This window comes from Gramella sp. KN1008, assembly GCF_004332155.1.
In the GTDB taxonomy this organism is placed as follows: domain Bacteria; phylum Bacteroidota; class Bacteroidia; order Flavobacteriales; family Flavobacteriaceae; genus Christiangramia.
This window is the reverse complement of sequence record NZ_SJDV01000006.1, coordinates 225,568-241,571: the sequence shown is the minus strand read 5'-3', so window position 1 is coordinate 241,571 and position 16,004 is coordinate 225,568. Positions and strand designations below refer to the sequence as shown.

The following is a 16,004-nucleotide window of genomic DNA, read 5'->3' as shown; positions in this document are numbered from 1 at the left end:
CGGCAGAGAGCGACCGTTTGAAATAGGAATTTCCTGCCAATACTTTTCGTGTAATAATGACGCATATGAACCGTATTCCTGGATTTCCAGAAAATAAGGGAGTTCAATAAGGACATAATCATAATTGCCCGGACCGCCTTTTCATTTGCAGAGACAACCAGAAGGCTATAGAGGCTGGATATAATGATCATATATCCAAGGAAAAACTACTCGCAAAAAGGATCGTATTAAAGACTGAAGCCTTCTAAATTTGATAATTCGCCCAATCTTCAATATCGTTTCTTTCTTCAGGTTTAATGGATTGAGCAAGGATCTTATCATCATATTTCAACCCATGCTTCTGGAGCACTTCTTCAGGAACTCCATCCCACACGTTCGGCGAATTTCCCTTATAGCCCAGATATTCGATACCTTCCTTACTCGTGAAATACCCTGTAGTTACAAGATTCCTTATTCGGCTAAAAAACTGAGCTCCCTGAGTGAATTCAGGCTTTACATCATTTGGATACGCAATATCCTCTATGATCGCGATCTGTTCTTCCTGTGAGAGATCAATGAAGTCCTTCTCATACCTTTTATAACTTTCGTTCTTCAGCCACCTTAAGCCTCCACGCATTGGCGTTTGATGTGAAGGAATATCCTTGGTGATGAATTCAATGAATTCGGGTACGCCTACTTCAGAAGCAGGTTTTGCCGAACCCTCACCCGGCATTATGATATCGCTTAATACGATAATGGTCTTCATTTCCTCATCGGTATAAAAATCCTGTTCAAGAAGCGCTTCGTCCCTGGCTTCCTCCTCCGGAGTACGCCCATAGTCGAATGTCTTTTCCTTAATATCGGTTAACTCACTTACATCGGTACCTTCATCCAGCTTACAGCTTAACAATAAACTTGTACCCGCTCCTCCTATTAAAAGGGTTCTGAGTGATTCTCTTCTATCCATAACAAGTTCTTTTAAATATTACCTTTTTTCATTTCATCGGCCAGATAATCTGAAGCTCTCCAGGCAAGGGCCAGTATCGTCCACGTAGGATTCTTATCTGCCTGAGACACAAAAGAGCCACCATCCATCACAAAGAGATTAGGGACATCGTGAGCCTGATTATATTTATTAAGCACAGATTTCTTAGGATCTGAACCCATACGCGTAGTTCCTACTTCGTGAATGATCCTACCCGGATTTTCAAGACCATAGCTTGAATCTTTACCTGGTTTGGTTCCCAAAGCGACACCCCCCATATTACCAATGATCTCCTCAAAGGTATCCTGCATATGGGCCGCCTGCTTCACCTCTTCTTCGGTCCATTTATAATGGAACTTAAGAACAGGAATTCCATACTTATCTACTTTTTCCTTGTCTATCTCACATCGATTCTCTTCCTGTGGTATACTTTCCCCACGTCCGGCCATTCCTACCAGGGAACCGTAAAAACGCTTTACATCCTTCATTAGTTCTACACCATATCCTCCGGCTTTCTTCGTTTGTCCATCTATACCCGGAACCATCCCGTTAAGATTTTCCATGTTGAAACCAAATCCATAGGCCGGCATTCCCATACCTCCCCAATATTCAATGTGATAACCACGAGTAAATCCAAGATTCTTATTGTCATTCAGCCACCATGGAGTATATAAATGCATTCCACCCACACCATCTTCATTATAGCGTTTACGGTCCATAAGGGAGGGCATAAAGGCCATTCTGGAAGAGCCGGTAGAATCATGTAAATATTTCCCTACTACATTACTGGAATTCGCCAGTCCATTCGGGTGAACAGCGGATTTAGAATTAAGCAGGATACGGGCAGAACTACAGGCGCTGGCGGCAAGAATCACCACCTTAGCATTAATTCTGTAATCCTTAAGATCTTCTTTATTGATATAATGTACACCGGTTGCTTTCCCATTACCATCGGTGATCACTTCTCTCACCATTGCATTGGTAAAAAGGTCTACGTTACCGGTTTCCATGGCAGGGTTAACCAAAACAGATGATGAGGAAAAATCGCCATATACAGAGCATGATCTCGCACACTGATTACAATAGAAACAGGCAGCTCTCTTTTTATTTACCCTCTTGGTAAGGATAGACAGCCTGGAAGGAATCATTGGGATTCCGATCTTTGAGGTTCCCTTCTGAAAATATAATTCATGTAGCCTGGGTTTTGGAGGAGGCAGGAAATAGCCATCCGGTTCGTTTGGAATATTTTCCCGGGTTCCAAATACACCAATAAGCTTATCTACCTTATCATAGTAAGGTTTTACATCGTCATAACCAATTGGCCAGTTATCTCCTTTACCATCAAAATCCTTTCTTTTAAAATCCAGAGGTCCAAATCTTAATGAAATTCGACCCCAATGATTGGTACGCCCGCCAAGCATTCTGGATCTGAACCAATCAAATTCGGTACCCTGCGCTCGTGTATAAGGTTCTCCATCTATTTCCCATCCACCATAAGCCATATCAAAATCACCAAATGGCCTCATAGTTCCGGCCCCCCGACGGGGTGATTCCCATGGCCAGCGTAACTGGGTTCGCTGCTCCGGGTTTGCCGGATCAAAATTTGGCCCGGCCTCTACCAGGGCAATTTTAAAACCTTTATCGGCCAGGATTTTGGCAGCCATTCCACCACCTGCACCTGAACCAACTATGCAAACGTCATATTTAGGCGCCTGCTCTATTATCTGAAAGGACATATATTTTAATTTTCAAAAAGAATAATTCTAAATTAAAAATTTTAATGAAATAAAAGTAAAAAATAAAATTTTTTATGAATACAGCTTTCATATTCTGATATTGAAAGAATGCAACAATATCAACCGAAGACCAACATAAAATACCAGACCAGCAGTAAGATAGCCCAGAATTCTAAGGTTGAATTTTTTACTGGAAAGATAGGACCCCAGTCCTCCTCCTAATATGACCGCAAGTATTAGTTTACCCACCAGACCATAGTCCAGCCGGAAGGTCCCGGCAACGTTTAACCCGATCAACCCCGCTATGGAATTAACCAGAATAAAAACCGAAGCCAGAGAAGCAATGATTCTCGGATCCTTCCATTTTAAAAGGTTTAATACCGGTGACAGAAAAATTCCGCCACCAATTCCGGAAATACCGGAAAGCAATCCGATGCTTCCACCAAGCAGGAACTTTTTCGAATTGGTAAATTCATGAGATTCCAGTTTAGTTTTCACAAATCTTAAAACCATAAAAATTCCCGAAAGTATCAGTGCACTCCCAAGAATTAGAAAAAAAACAGATTGGGAGAGCTTTACCTGGGCTCCCAGATATGCCATGGGAATACTGAAAATAAAAAATGGCCAGATCAGTTTAGGCTTCAGTACATTATTACGAATGAATACTATAGTACCAATGCTTACCACACAAATGTTCAGAATTAAGGCAATAGATCGTATTTCATAAAAATCGGTAAGTACCAGACTTAAAATGGCCAGGTAACTGGAACCGCCGCCAAAACCAACAGAACTATAGAACAATGCAATAAAGAAGAATATAAACGGCAGAAGTTCTGTCAGCATTTTATGAGATTAAGAAACATTCAATTTGGTCTCCCTGTGCCAGTTTTGTTTCAGCATCGATAAATGCCAGGGTGTTCCCCAAAGCCATAGACTGGATCATGGAAGAACTCTGTGCGTTCAAAATTTCAACTTTACCTTCCTGTATTCTGGCCTTTAAAAATGAGGGGCGGTCGGCCCTGTTCTCAAAATCATGAGAGATGGGAAATGAAAAATGATCGAGTCCCGTCTTTTCAGATCCGCTTAACCTGAACAGCATTGGCAGGACATATATATAAAAACAGCTAAGGGAAGAAGCGGGGTTTCCAGGTAAGGCAAATACATACTTTTCTCCTTTCCTGCCAAAATACAGAGGTTTCCCTGGTTTTTGAAATACCTTATAGAACTGTTCTTTTACTCCGTTCTCTTCAAGAGCCTGTTTCACAAAATCGTAGTCTCCAACCGAAATTCCGCCGGAAAGGATCAATACATCTGATGTTTCCAGCGAAGCCCGGATTCCTTCCTTAATTTTCTCAAAATCATCCTCTATCTGCTTCTTTTCCCGATACTGAAATCCGTGCTTCTCAATAGCGGCAGCCAGTGCAAAACTATTGGATTCATAGATCTGTCCTTCTCCCCTGGGGTTGCCGGGCTCAACCAGTTCATTTCCGGTGGTGATAATATTAACCACCGGTTTCCGGAAGACTTCCACCTCAGCTATTCCCAAACTACCTATAAGCCCTAATCCGGCCGGAGTAATGGTAAAATATTTCTCAAAAACCACCTGATCTTTCCTGAGCTCTCCACCTCTTTTCCTGATGTTCTGTCCTTCTTTAGGCTCCTGTTCCAGAGATAAGCGGTTCCCTTTCACCCTTGTCTTTTCCTGCATCACCACTGCCGTAGTATTTTCAGGAACTTTAGCTCCCGTGAAAATGCGTACTGCTTCTCCCTTTTTTAACCCCACCTCGCTTTGGTTTCCGGCAGCAACTTCTCCTACGATCTCATAATTAAGGGAAATTCCACAGAGCGCATAACCATCCATGGCAGAATTATCAAATGAAGGGATATCAAAAGGCGCGTAAATATCCTTGGCCAGGGAATAGCCCAGGCATTCACCCAGGTTCCTGTTTTCGATTCGTAGATCAACCTGCTGATCTCTGATGATCTGTAATGCTTCTTTGATCGTTACCATTAACCTCCTATTGAAATCATGGACCGGTTCTTTTCATAATGATCGGCGTCCATTTTAACATCCATCCCGTCTCTCGAATATTTCTTGGACTTGATGGCATTGATGATAATACTCTCCATTTCTGCTCCACCTCTCAGAGGAGTAAGCAGATCGGTCTCGGAATTGGCAAAAAGACAGTTCTTCATTTTTCCATCTGCGGTCACACGAATCCGGTTACACTCATCGCAAAAAGGATTCGTAATGGTGCTTACTATTGCGAAACTTCCCGTATGATCTTTCACTTTGAAGTTAGAGGAAGTACTGTGCTTTGGATTCTCCAGTTCTTCTATATCTCCAAACCTATTTGACACCGTATCAAGTATCTCCTTTTTCCCAACTCCTTTGCTCCAATCCCACTTATTCCCTTTAAATGGCATGAATTCAATGAATTTAACAGTTAGATTCCTATGCCTGGTAAGTTCGATGAAATCATTGATCTCATTATCGTTCACACCTTTTATCAGAACAATATTCAGTTTGATATGCATATCCATCTCCAGCGCTTTTTCCAGATTCCTCATGATACGGTCAAAGAAGTCACGCTTGGTTATAAAAACCGACTTTGCCTTATCCAGGGTATCCAGACTCAGGTTGATCTTCTTTAAACCGATCTTCTGAAACAGCTCAAGGTATTTATCCAGTATAATCCCGTTTGTGGTAATCTTGAGAGTCACTCCAAGTTTTGACAACTCTTCCACCAGGTAACCAAAATTCTTCCTTACTAGGGGTTCTCCGCCGGTGAGCCGGATAGTATCAACACCCAGATCCCTGAACACCCTTGCGAGCTCTATGATCTCCTCCAGGCTCATTATACTTTCCTTTTCAATAAGCTGCACGCCATCTTCGGGCATACAGTAGAAACATCTTAGATTACACCTGTCTGTCAGTGAAATCCTAAGGTAAGTATGTGGCCTTCCAAAATTATCTACTATTTGCTTTTTCCTTTCAATCATGTCTTTTCCCTTCCAGCACTTTGAAAACATGTAACACGTGTGGAAATATCGCATCCATGCATTCGGCAGCGCCATTTGTTGATCCCGGAAATGCCAGGACCATTTTTCCGTTCTTAATTCCCGCGACCGACCTTGACAGCATAGCATAGGGCATTCGCTGCTGGCCGTAACTTCTCATTTGTTCTTCCACTCCCTTAAGCTGAAGATCCAGCATAGGCTGAATGGTCTCGGGTGTAACATCTCTTGGACCCACGCCAGTTCCACCCGTAAAAATGATCATATCCTCATCGCTTCCATTAAGAACCGATTTAATTTCGTCAGCTTCATCAGGGATAATTATCTTTTCAGCTTTCACTCCCAGTGTTTCAAGTTTCGAGACAATGGTTTTTCCAGCTTTATCCTCACCTTCTCCCTTTGAAATCGTATCAGAGCACACCACGACACGGGCAGTCAAACCTTCGGTTTTCACTTTAAAAGAAGATTTTCCGCCTTTTTTGTTCTGAAGTTTTATCGTGCCTATCTCTACATTCTTATCGATTGGCTTCAGCATATCATACATGGTAAGCGCAACTATGCTCGCCCCATGCATGGCTTCAACCTCAACCCCGGTCTTATATATCGTCTTTACAGTTACCGAAATTTGAATCTCCAGTCCGTCAATTTCATAATCTATCCCAGTATATTCAATCGGAAGGGGATGGCAATCCGGCAACAGTTCGGGAGTTTTCTTCACCCCAAGTAATCCGGCAGCCTTAGCCATTTCAAAAACATTGCCTTTTGGAACCCTGTTCTCCCTTATCGCTTTGATAGTCTCCTCGCTGGAGGTTCTTACCACAGCAATAGCGGTGGCTTGCCTTAGCGTTGTTATTTTATGGGTAATATCAACCATCTATTTATTTACTTTCCATTGATGAGTTTCATCCTCAAATATCTCCTTTCCAAAAATGGGAACCTTAGCCTTTATCTCTTCCACAAAATAATTGCAGGCTTCTATCGCGATTTTCCTGTGGGCCGAAGAGGTAAAAACGAAAAGGCATAATTCGCCGGTCTTTACCGTTCCAAGACTATGATAGATATGAGCACAGGTAATATCAAATTTTGAAAAAGCGGTTTCTCTTATCTCATGAAATACCTTTTCAGCCATTTCTTCATAAGCTGAATAATCGATAGCTGCCACTGTTTTCCCTTCGATCTCATCTGCCCTTATCTGCCCAAGAAAGATGCTGTGAGCACCAATATTGGTCTTCGACTGATGATTCGCAATGGAACCGGCTATCTTTTCGGGGGGAATTGCTCCCTGAACGAATACTTTCTTTGGTTTCTTCTTATCCATTAATTATTGTTTCTATACCTCCTTCAACATTTTTCAGATTTTCAAAGCCATATTCTCTTTCCAGCAGTTCAACAACCTTCCGGCTTCTTTTACCCGACTGGCAGAAGACCAGAATTTCATCCTGCTTCGGAATTTCCCATAACCGATCCTGAAGATCACTTAGAGGGATTTGAATGACATTCTCCGATCGTATTTTCGGCTGTTCAAAAATTTCCCGAATATCAAGGTAAGTCCTTGTTTCATCATTAAGTGTACATTCGATACGTACCGGGATGATACCATGTTCCCTGATTTTTTCAATTTCTTCCTGCCTTTTTTTGATCTTCAGTACCTGTTGAGATCCTGAAAGAACATTGATAAGTTTCAGCTTTCCTGAAAACACATCTCCAAGATCCAGTATGATCTTCAGAACTTCTGTAGCCTGCATTATCCCCAGTAAACCCGGGGTTATCCCAAGCACGCCGGTCTCCTCGCAACTAATGTTCTCACTTGTAGTCTTTGGAAAAAGACAGCGATAGGATGGCCCATCCTGATAATTAAAAACCGAAAGCTGACCTTCATTTTTATATATCGAAGCATAAACCCACGGCTTCCCTGTAAGGATACTGGCATCGTTTATAAGATATTTGGTTTCAAAATTATCGGTCCCATCCAGAATGATATCATATTCCTGAAATAATCTTTCGGCATTTTCCATATTCAGCGCCTGCTCAAAAACCTCAATTTCAATTTCAGAATTAATTTGCTGGAGTTTTTCCTTAGCTACCAGAGCCTTTGATCTGCCAATATCTTCCTCACCGAATAGTAACTGACGGTGAAGATTGGAAAAGGAAATTCTGTCATGATCCACCAGGCCGATACTGCCAATACCGGCACCCGCCAGATACTGAGCCGCCGGGCAACCGAGGCCGCCCACGCCAACGATCAGAACCCGGGCCTTCCTGAGTCTTTCCTGACCTTCTTCACCAATGCCTTTCAGCTTTATTTGTCTGTCGTATCTCATTATCCTCCTGCGAATGGTGGCAAAAAGGCCACCTCATCGCCATCTTTTAATTCGACTTCTTCTTCTAAATTCTGGTTTACCGCGATCTGCACCGATTCCGGGTCGGGCAGCTCAAACCTTTCTATTTGCCGGGCTTTAAGTTCTTTTGCAGATATCCCGTCATTCAGCTCCAGGACCTCATCGTTCTTCCCGGCAGACTCTGCTATCATTCCAAAGTATCTTAGCCTTATTTTCATTTGTTTTCCAGCTGCTTTAATAATTCAACATCCTCTTTTGTGTCCACATCAAAATCACCTTTCTGAAATCTCACTGTCTTAAATTCAAATTCCTTCTGATAGATCAGTTTTTTAGCTCCATGGTCACCTCTCAGATTTCTAAGGTCTGAAAAAGCTTCTTTTGAAAAAATTGCCGGAACCCCAATATCTTCATTGTATTGTGAAAATGTGGCCTTAATATCATTTTGAAGTTGCCTTGAAATCAACTTCCTGATCTCTTCCTTTGTAACGAACGGCTGATCGGAAAGAAGGATAAGCAAATGATCCAGTTCCTCTTCAATTTCAAGGGATCTTTTCAAGCCCTTCCTTATACTGGATGCCATTCCTTTTTCCCAGTCGTCATTATTCACTACTGCAAAATCAGCAGAATCTATCCCGTCTTTTACCTGATCTAAATTAGCCCCCAATACCAGCACTTTAGAGTAAAAATCCATAGAAGCTGCAATATCGATCATATGCTGAAGCAGGGCCTTACCATGAAATTCAACCAGCTGTTTTGGGCTACCAAGCCTGCTCGAAGCTCCTGCCGCCAGAATAACCACTCCTATTTTAGAATCTCCTGTCAAACCTTTATCTTTTTAAAATCATTATCCTTCTTCTCATGTATCGGAGACTTTTTTTCCCTTAAAGGTCTGGCGCTTTTACCGGTTAAAACGGTTTGAATTTCCGCTAATATCGAGAGCCCTATTTCAGCCGGTGTTTCAGCCCCGATCTCCAGTCCTACGGGAGCATGGATCTTATTTAAAACTTCATTCTTCAGCTCAAAACCGCTTTCATTCAGATCTCCCAGCATTCGTTCATATTTTTTATGTGGCCCAAGAATACCGATATATGGCACCTCTTTTTCAGGCAGAAGCAGTTTCAATACGGCAAGGTCATAATTGTAATTATGGCTCATCAAAACAAAACAGCTTCGGTTATCGGGTTTGATATTTTCCAGCGTCTCTTCAGGTTTTGAAACAATCACCTGACACGAACCGGCAAACCTTTCCTTATTCGCATGAGTTGGCCTGCCATCGGTCACGATCACGTCCCATCCTAACAGCCCGGCCTGTTGCGCCAGGATCTGGGCATCATTTCCCGCACCGACAATTATCAGTTTTACAGGAGGCTGATAATTCTGAATAAAAATATGTTCTGTCTTATCCTGAAGGAATAGTTCAGTAAAAAGAGACTTGCCGTCCTTTAAAGCTGAATATGATTGGTTGAGAATAAGATCCATTAGCTCTTTTTCAGGTTTTTTGCCGATTATCTCAAAGTTCTGCCTGATAAAAAAACCGGTTCCTGGCTGATCTTTAGATCTGTCCAGATTAAACCTGATCGCAATCGCGACCGGTTCTTCCAGTTCAATGATCTTCTTCAAAAGTTCACAGGGATTCTGATCGTCCCGAAAATCGACCGGTTCAAACAAGACCTGGATGATGCCGTTGCAACCCAGCTGAGCGCCTATCACGGCGTCATCCTCGTCACTCGTGTCATAAGTTATCAGCTTATTCTTCTGCTGATGCCAGGCATGCAAGGCTTTGCGCAGCGCGTCGCCCTCCAGGCAGCCGCCACTGATCGCACCGGTAATATTCCCAAACTCATCCACCAGCATCCTGGCGCCGGCCCTGCGGTAAGATGAACCTTCAACATGTACTACCGTAGCCAGAACGACCCCGGTACCTTTAGCCTTTAAAAGTTCATATTGTGATATTATGGCATCCAGTTCTCTCATACTACCTCAGCCTTTAGGTTTTTAACAGCTTCCCTTATCTCTTCAACTGCCTGCTGAATATCCTCTTCGTTTGTGTTCCTTCCAAGACTTATCCTCAATGAAGACAGGGCTTCTTCATCGCTTAACCCCATTGCCTTCAATACATGAGATGGCCTAAGCGTATTGGAAGAACAGGCCGAACCCCGGGAAACTGCCAGTTTATTCAGTTTTCTAAGAAGTTTGGTCCCATTGATATTCCTGAAAGTAATATTGCTCGTATTGGGAAGTCTTTCCGCATCCCGGCAGTTGATACTCACATCTTCAATTTCTTTAAGAAGCTCCTCCATTTCATTTCTTAAATCTCTAACTCTCTCTGCTTCCTTATCCATTTCCTCAAAAGCGATCTCTGCGGCTTTCCCAAAACCAACTATAGCCGGAACATTAAGAGTCCCCGGCCGTAATCCTTTTTCCTGTCCTCCTCCAAAAACTACCGGATCAATTTCAGGCTTATTTTTCTTACTTATATACAGCGCCCCGGCACCTTTAGGCCCATACAGTTTGTGGGATGAAAAAACCGCCATATCTATCCCTAATCTATTCAGATCAACAGGAATTTTACCAACCGCCTGTGTGATATCACACATCAGTTTTATACCACTGGTTCCGGCCAGTTTCTGAATTTCAGCAATGGGATGAAGAAGTCCGGTCTCATTATTCGCCAGCATCAGGCATATCAGGATGGTTTTGGACTTAAATGAATTCTTTAATTCCTCTGGATCGATTTTTCCCTCAGGATCCACATCTAAATAAGTGATATCAAAACCCTCATTTTCCAGGGCATTCATAGTATCAAGGATGGCCTTGTGTTCTGTTTTGCAGGTAATGATATGATTGCCTTTATACCTGTTCCTTTTACAGAAACCGAATAGAGCGATATTCGCTGCTTCCGTAGCGCCTGATGTGAAGGTGATCTCTGATGCCTTACAATTTACCAGCTTAGAAATACTTTCCCTGGAATTTTCCACCGCTTCATCTGCTTCCCATCCAAAGACATGATCGCTACTTGCATTTCCGAATCTCTCAGAAAAATAAGGCAACATGACCTCTACTACACGAGGGTCTACAGGTGTCGTCGCATTATAATCCAGATATATCTTTTTTCCAGAGGTCATTTAAAAAAGCGTTATGTATTTACTTATATATCGATATCCAATTTAATGAAATCCTAAGAAAAACCTCAGCCCTCAATTTTATTTTAAAAGCTTTATGAATTCATTTTGTTCCTTAGCGAGCTCACAGAAATGCTTTTCCATTTTTTCATACTCCCTCATCACCTCCAGCGCATAAGAGGTAACTTCAGCTCCTCCTCCATGCTGCCCTCCCTTTTTCAGAATAACGAATAGTTCTCCAGAATTATCATTTAATCGCTGAACAATATCCCAGGCTTTCCGGTATGACATATTCATTTTTCCAGCAGCTTTAGACAACGAACCTTCTTTCTGAATTTGCTTTATAAGCTCATTAGGTCCCGGACCATAAAACTTCCCACCATCATTCTCCACCCAGCATTTGAATTTGATCTTCTTCATACCAGAAAGAATTCCATCAGGTCTTTAGCTCTTTGGTTTCACCATTCATTTGTGAAATAAACGGCTGTTTATAAAATCTTTTTCCGGTTGCCTTATATAAAGCATTTGCCAGAGCTCCCATGATAGGCGGGAATGGCGGCTCACCTAATCCGGTTGGATCTATTCCGTTATCCACAAAATGTACGTCTATAGTTGTGGGTGCTTCCCTGTGGCGGATAAGCCTGTATTTATCGAAATTGCTCTGCTGTGGTATTCCTTCTTTAAAGGTCATCTCACTGTAAAGCGCATGACCAATACCATCAATAGTTCCTCCTTCCACCATGTTCTTCGCGGCATCAGGATTCACTACAATACCGCAATCCACGGCACAGGTTACCTTATCGATCAAAGGCTCATTATTTTCGACCGTCATATCAAGGATCTGAGCTACATAGGAATTATGACAATAATAAGCGGAAACTCCGCGAGCTTTTGAGGAATTTCCATTCTCCCATCCAGCCTTATCTCTTACCATTTCAAGAACTCCTGCATAACGGGCCGCGTCATAATCGTTCTCTTCTCCAACCGGGTCTTTCTTAGCCCGGTCCAATAAATCCAGACGAAACTGAATAGGATCCTGCCCCATTTCTTCAGCCAGTTCATCCAGAAATGACTGCTCTGCCCCAGCAATAAAATTAGATCTCGGAGCTCTGAATGCACCAACCGAGATATTGGATTCAAGCGTCCAGCTTTCAGCCAGGTAATTATCTATTGCTCCCGCAGGGAAACGATTGGCAAAAAGCGGGCTTTCAGGAATACCTCCTGCATTCACATGAAAAGCGGTAAGTTTATTATTGCCGTCAAGTGCTGCGCGATAGGTCACATGATAGGCGGGACGATACACGCCATTGGTCATATCATCTTCCCGGGTATAAACAAGTTTTATAGGTTTTCCCATTTTCTGGGAGATCACCGCTGCTTCTACCAGGAAGTGCCCGTAAAGCCTGCGGCCAAAACCTCCACCCATACGGCTCATTTGAATATCTATATCCTCAAGTTCCAGACCCAGTCTCTTATTCACACTTTTTTCTGCAAACTCAGGAGTCTGGATAGGCCCGTATAATTCAGCCTTTTCATCGGTTGCATCAGCGAAAAAGTTCATAGGCTCCATACAGTTATGTGCCAGGAAGGGACAGGTGTAGGTACGCTCTATTACTCGCGAAGCGTTCTGAAAAGCCTTTTCAGGATCACCGTCACGCCTTACTACTTCAGCATTCTTAGAACCGATCTCGGCCATTAAGGAAGTATGGATATCAGTGCTTTCCAATCCGCTAACATCATCCATCCCCGCAGATTTTTCAAGGATCTCCACCTGTTTGGTGAGCTCGGGGTTCAGATCCCACTCTACCTTCAGCTCTTTCTTAGCCTCCATGACCTGCCAGGTTGATTCACCTACAATTACGACCAGTTTGGAAAATGCAGCTACATCGCTCCATTCCTTTTCCATGTCTTCAGGATAGGTGTCTATGGTAAAAACGTCAGTAATGCCCGGCATTTCCTTTACTCTTTCTGCATCCATGGACTTAAACTCCATTCCGAAGGCCGGTGGCTGCACCACCATCGCGATAAGCATTCCGTCTTTATATGTATCCAGACCATAAAGTGGCTGGCCGGTTACGATCTTTTTCGCATCCACATTCTTTCTTGAGGTTCCAATGATCTTAAAATCATCATTGTTCTTAAGCTCAACTTCTTCCGGAACCTCGATCTGAGCGGCAGCTTTGGCGATCTCTCCATAACCGATAGATCTTTTACTGCCCTTATGATTAATCATCCCTTTTTCTACTGAAAGTTCAGAAATAGGCACTTCCCATTCATTCGCGGCAGCCGTCAACAACATTTGCCTGGCTGTAGCCCCGGCTGTTCTCAATGATTCCCAACCCTGACGTATAGACTGGCTACCTCCGGCCAACTGACGCGTAAAAATATCTGTATTCAGCGGCGCCTGTTCCACGATCACATTGTCCCAGTCCACATCCAGCTCTTCAGCAACGATCATAGGCATTGAAGTTTTTACATTCTGACCTATCTCCGGGTTTGGGGAATAAATAGTTACAATTCCGTTGTCTCCAATTTTCAAATACCCGTTCAGCTCAAACCATTCATCGGGCATTTCCATGACCATCTCCTCTGAGCCATCTTCCGCAGCTCTTTTACATGCCATCCAGTTAAAGCCAATCATCAGTCCGCCTCCTGCAATCGAAACACTTTTGATAAAAGACCTTCTTCCAATTCCTGTTCTTACTTTACTCATTGTTTTGTGCTTTTAATTCAACTGCTTAGGCTATCTTAGAATTCGAGGCTGTTTTTATAGCTGCTTTGATCCTGGTATACGTTCCACAACGGCAAATATTCCCATTCATGGCAGACTCAATTTCCTCATCGCTTGGAGAAGGATTACGTTCCAATAAGGCAGCCGCAGACATTATCTGCCCTGCCTGGCAATAGCCACATTGTGGCACGTCATGCTCCAACCAGGCTTTTTGTACAGGATGATCTCCATTTTCCGAAAGACCCTCAATTGTAGTGATCTCGCTATCTTCAGCAGATGAAACGGGTAGCTGACAGGATCTGATTGCAGTTCCATCGAGATGGACAGTACAGGCACCACACTGGGCTATCCCGCAGCCATATTTTGTCCCTACGAGTTTTAAATGATCCCGTAATACCCAAAGCAGGGGTGTATCAGGTGCTGCCTCAACCGTATGGCTCTTGCCATTAATTCTTAAACTAAATTCCGCCATGACCTTAATTTTTTCAAAAATTACTAATAAATTCCATAAGATACCAGCCTGATCTTCAATTTTATTGCAAATGAATCCTGATTCTGAAAAATTAAGAGAAGCTTTTTTTGAAAACCCACATTTTAAACTAATCGAGTCTGTCTTTTCCTAATTTCAGAGTCTAAAAAAGAAAAACCCCGGAAGTAATTTCCAGGGTTTTAAATATTATTTTCTGTATGGTAGTTAAACTATTCTACTTGTTAAAATCTACTGTGAATAATTTAGGATTAACGATTAGCTGAACCCAGGCCCAGTTATTAGTGTTATCGTTTGGTCTGCCTCCCTTAATCAAACTCATACTATCTGAGGCGAACATATGGGAATAACCCATGCCCAACTTCACATATTTCATGATATTATTAGTGTAGACAAGATCCACTTCGGTTCCCAGATACCTATCAGCATCATTCTGTAGTTCAGCATTAGACATGAAATAATGAGTTTTTAGCAAAAGATTCGATTTCTCCCCGGTATCAAAAACCGCTTTAGCATACATATCGTTCAAACCAACATTATTGGCATGATTCCCTACGTAAAAGTAGTCCATAAAGCCATTGAACTTATGATTGGTCCCGTATAAAGGGAAGAATGACCTGTTCCTGGAATCACCTTCCTGATCGGTTCCGCTTAACATTTCCATTCCAAGTCCAAAGAGAGTACTTCCGGGTTTAAAAGTAGCCTCCAGTGAAAGCTCGTAGGCTGAAAGATCGGTAGTGCCATTGGCTTTTCCGAACTGATAGTATGCACTACCGGCCATTTTCACATTTTGTATGGGGAATTCGAAATAACTTCCCATAGTGTGGCGATAGTAAACACCTTCAGGGATGTCATTATCTGGACCTGTATAATCCTGAAAACCGTTATTCAGGAACAGAAAACTTGCAGAACTTTTTTCCCAGGCTTTCTTCAGATATGCATATTGCATGGTCTTATAAGTAAAAAATCCGGATATGAGGTAAGCATTTCCTTCGTTTACCGGTTTTTCCTGACTATATGCCGCTCCCAGATCCATATTAAAACCATCCTTTTGGTACTTCAGAATGGCTGCATCATGAAAACGTCCCTGCATAGCCCAGTCTAATCCACCAAATATTCGCTGGTTATCATAAGAAATGGACTGTCTCCCCACCTTTGTTGACCAGTTTTCATTGAAGTTCAACAAAGCATAGGCCTGAAATAATGAAAAGGAATCATTACCATCTACCGGTAGGATCTGGCGGGTGTCTCCCCAGGTGCTTACATCCTGTACGGCTATGAACAACTTCAATTTTTCAGTCGCATACCCCAAATTCAACCTGGTTCGCTGCTGTACGAAGGCAGCCGGATCGGCATTATCGGGAAAAAGATTATTAAAACCATGGCGGTATTCAAAACGGGCCCTTACATCAGCATCGGCTTCAAAAGTCTGTGCAACAGCTGCATTTACTATTAACAGAAATACCAGTAATAGTTTAAAGGTAGGATTAGTCATGAGAGATTGAATTATTTTTTTTGATTAGCAAATATTGACACATATTCAATAGATAAATATGACTTTGATCATTTAGGATAAAATCCATCTGCATATTTCAAGGAATTGCAGG

16 protein-coding genes are annotated in these 16,004 nt (G+C 42.5%); all 16 read right to left on the bottom strand.

Going from position 1 to position 16,004, the window contains the following annotated elements; genetic code table 11:
- Positions 1-244 precede the first annotated feature (244 nt).
- Positions 245-946 (bottom strand): gluconate 2-dehydrogenase subunit 3 family protein, encoded by a 702-nt coding sequence (locus tag EZJ28_RS12725; protein ID WP_131398426.1) that lies wholly within the window; start codon positions 944-946, stop codon positions 245-247.
- An 11-nt stretch (positions 947-957) separates the two neighbouring features.
- Entirely contained in the window at positions 958-2,700 is a 1,743-nt protein-coding gene (locus EZJ28_RS12720) for a GMC family oxidoreductase (protein ID WP_131398424.1), read from the bottom strand.
- A gap of 87 nt (positions 2,701-2,787) precedes the next feature.
- Complete coding sequence (locus tag EZJ28_RS12715; protein WP_131398422.1) at positions 2,788-3,543, bottom strand: sulfite exporter TauE/SafE family protein; 756 nt, start codon at positions 3,541-3,543, stop codon at positions 2,788-2,790.
- Between the two features lies 1 nt (position 3,544).
- Positions 3,545-4,711, bottom strand: coding sequence for a gephyrin-like molybdotransferase Glp (gene glp, locus EZJ28_RS12710; protein ID WP_131398420.1), 1,167 nt, complete (start codon positions 4,709-4,711; stop codon positions 3,545-3,547).
- Positions 4,711-5,703: a GTP 3',8-cyclase MoaA gene (gene moaA / locus EZJ28_RS12705; RefSeq protein ID WP_131398418.1), complete on the bottom strand. Its 993-nt coding sequence runs from the start codon at positions 5,701-5,703 to the stop codon at positions 4,711-4,713. Before moaA ends, glp begins: the two co-directional genes overlap by 1 nt.
- On the bottom strand, positions 5,696-6,592 hold the full coding sequence (gene moaCB, locus EZJ28_RS12700; RefSeq protein ID WP_131398416.1) for a bifunctional molybdenum cofactor biosynthesis protein MoaC/MoaB: 897 nt from the start codon (positions 6,590-6,592) through the stop codon (positions 5,696-5,698). Before moaCB ends, moaA begins: the two co-directional genes overlap by 8 nt.
- Positions 6,593-7,036 carry a molybdenum cofactor biosynthesis protein MoaE gene (locus EZJ28_RS12695; RefSeq protein WP_131398414.1) on the bottom strand — a complete coding sequence of 148 codons (444 nt, stop codon included), beginning with the start codon at positions 7,034-7,036 and terminating at the stop codon, positions 6,593-6,595.
- A complete protein-coding gene (locus tag EZJ28_RS12690) occupies positions 7,029-8,039 on the bottom strand; it encodes a HesA/MoeB/ThiF family protein (RefSeq protein WP_131398412.1) in 1,011 nt (336 codons plus the stop codon). The genes EZJ28_RS12695 and EZJ28_RS12690 overlap by 8 nt, the downstream gene beginning before the upstream one ends.
- Positions 8,039-8,275, bottom strand: a complete 237-nt coding sequence (locus EZJ28_RS12685; RefSeq protein WP_131398410.1) for a MoaD/ThiS family protein — start codon at positions 8,273-8,275, stop codon at positions 8,039-8,041. Before EZJ28_RS12685 ends, EZJ28_RS12690 begins: the two co-directional genes overlap by 1 nt.
- The gene (locus EZJ28_RS12680; protein ID WP_131398408.1) at positions 8,272-8,880 is read right to left on the bottom strand and encodes an NTP transferase domain-containing protein; all 609 of its coding nucleotides are present in this window, start codon (positions 8,878-8,880) and stop codon (positions 8,272-8,274) included. The genes EZJ28_RS12685 and EZJ28_RS12680 overlap by 4 nt, the downstream gene beginning before the upstream one ends.
- Positions 8,877-10,031 carry an XdhC family protein gene (locus EZJ28_RS12675; protein WP_131398406.1) on the bottom strand — a complete coding sequence of 385 codons (1,155 nt, stop codon included), beginning with the start codon at positions 10,029-10,031 and terminating at the stop codon, positions 8,877-8,879. The genes EZJ28_RS12680 and EZJ28_RS12675 overlap by 4 nt, the downstream gene beginning before the upstream one ends.
- Complete coding sequence (locus tag EZJ28_RS12670; protein ID WP_131398404.1) at positions 10,028-11,182, bottom strand: cysteine desulfurase family protein; 1,155 nt, start codon at positions 11,180-11,182, stop codon at positions 10,028-10,030. Before EZJ28_RS12670 ends, EZJ28_RS12675 begins: the two co-directional genes overlap by 4 nt.
- A gap of 78 nt (positions 11,183-11,260) precedes the next feature.
- Positions 11,261-11,599, bottom strand: coding sequence for a winged helix-turn-helix domain-containing protein (locus tag EZJ28_RS12665; RefSeq protein WP_131398402.1), 339 nt, complete (start codon positions 11,597-11,599; stop codon positions 11,261-11,263).
- A gap of 16 nt (positions 11,600-11,615) precedes the next feature.
- Entirely contained in the window at positions 11,616-13,892 is a 2,277-nt protein-coding gene (locus tag EZJ28_RS12660) for a molybdopterin cofactor-binding domain-containing protein (RefSeq protein ID WP_131398400.1), read from the bottom strand.
- 25 nt (positions 13,893-13,917) lie between these two features.
- Positions 13,918-14,382: a (2Fe-2S)-binding protein gene (locus EZJ28_RS12655; RefSeq protein WP_131398398.1), complete on the bottom strand. Its 465-nt coding sequence runs from the start codon at positions 14,380-14,382 to the stop codon at positions 13,918-13,920.
- 232 nt (positions 14,383-14,614) lie between these two features.
- Positions 14,615-15,892 (bottom strand): alginate export family protein, encoded by a 1,278-nt coding sequence (locus EZJ28_RS12650; protein ID WP_131398396.1) that lies wholly within the window; start codon positions 15,890-15,892, stop codon positions 14,615-14,617.
- Positions 15,893-16,004: the final 112 nt, after the last annotated feature.

Bases quoted from the DNA above. Each gene is read 5' to 3' on its own strand.
- EZJ28_RS12725 (WP_131398426.1), bottom strand. From the start codon at position 946: ATGGATAGAAGAGAATCACTCAGAACCCTTTTAATAGGAGGAGCGGGT.
- EZJ28_RS12720 (WP_131398424.1), bottom strand. From the start codon at position 2,700: ATGTCCTTTCAGATAATAGAGCAGGCGCCTAAATATGACGTTTGCATA.
- EZJ28_RS12715 (WP_131398422.1), bottom strand. From the start codon at position 3,543: ATGCTGACAGAACTTCTGCCGTTTATATTCTTCTTTATTGCATTGTTC.
- glp (WP_131398420.1), bottom strand. From the start codon at position 4,711: ATGGTAACGATCAAAGAAGCATTACAGATCATCAGAGATCAGCAGGTT.
- moaA (WP_131398418.1), bottom strand. From the start codon at position 5,703: ATGATTGAAAGGAAAAAGCAAATAGTAGATAATTTTGGAAGGCCACAT.
- moaCB (WP_131398416.1), bottom strand. From the start codon at position 6,592: ATGGTTGATATTACCCATAAAATAACAACGCTAAGGCAAGCCACCGCT.
- EZJ28_RS12695 (WP_131398414.1), bottom strand. From the start codon at position 7,036: ATGGATAAGAAGAAACCAAAGAAAGTATTCGTTCAGGGAGCAATTCCC.
- EZJ28_RS12690 (WP_131398412.1), bottom strand. From the start codon at position 8,039: ATGAGATACGACAGACAAATAAAGCTGAAAGGCATTGGTGAAGAAGGT.
- EZJ28_RS12685 (WP_131398410.1), bottom strand. From the start codon at position 8,275: ATGAAAATAAGGCTAAGATACTTTGGAATGATAGCAGAGTCTGCCGGG.
- EZJ28_RS12675 (WP_131398406.1), bottom strand. From the start codon at position 10,031: ATGAGAGAACTGGATGCCATAATATCACAATATGAACTTTTAAAGGCT.
- EZJ28_RS12670 (WP_131398404.1), bottom strand. From the start codon at position 11,182: ATGACCTCTGGAAAAAAGATATATCTGGATTATAATGCGACGACACCT.
- EZJ28_RS12665 (WP_131398402.1), bottom strand. From the start codon at position 11,599: ATGAAGAAGATCAAATTCAAATGCTGGGTGGAGAATGATGGTGGGAAG.
- EZJ28_RS12660 (WP_131398400.1), bottom strand. From the start codon at position 13,892: ATGAGTAAAGTAAGAACAGGAATTGGAAGAAGGTCTTTTATCAAAAGT.
- EZJ28_RS12655 (WP_131398398.1), bottom strand. From the start codon at position 14,382: ATGGCGGAATTTAGTTTAAGAATTAATGGCAAGAGCCATACGGTTGAG.
- EZJ28_RS12650 (WP_131398396.1), bottom strand. From the start codon at position 15,892: ATGACTAATCCTACCTTTAAACTATTACTGGTATTTCTGTTAATAGTA.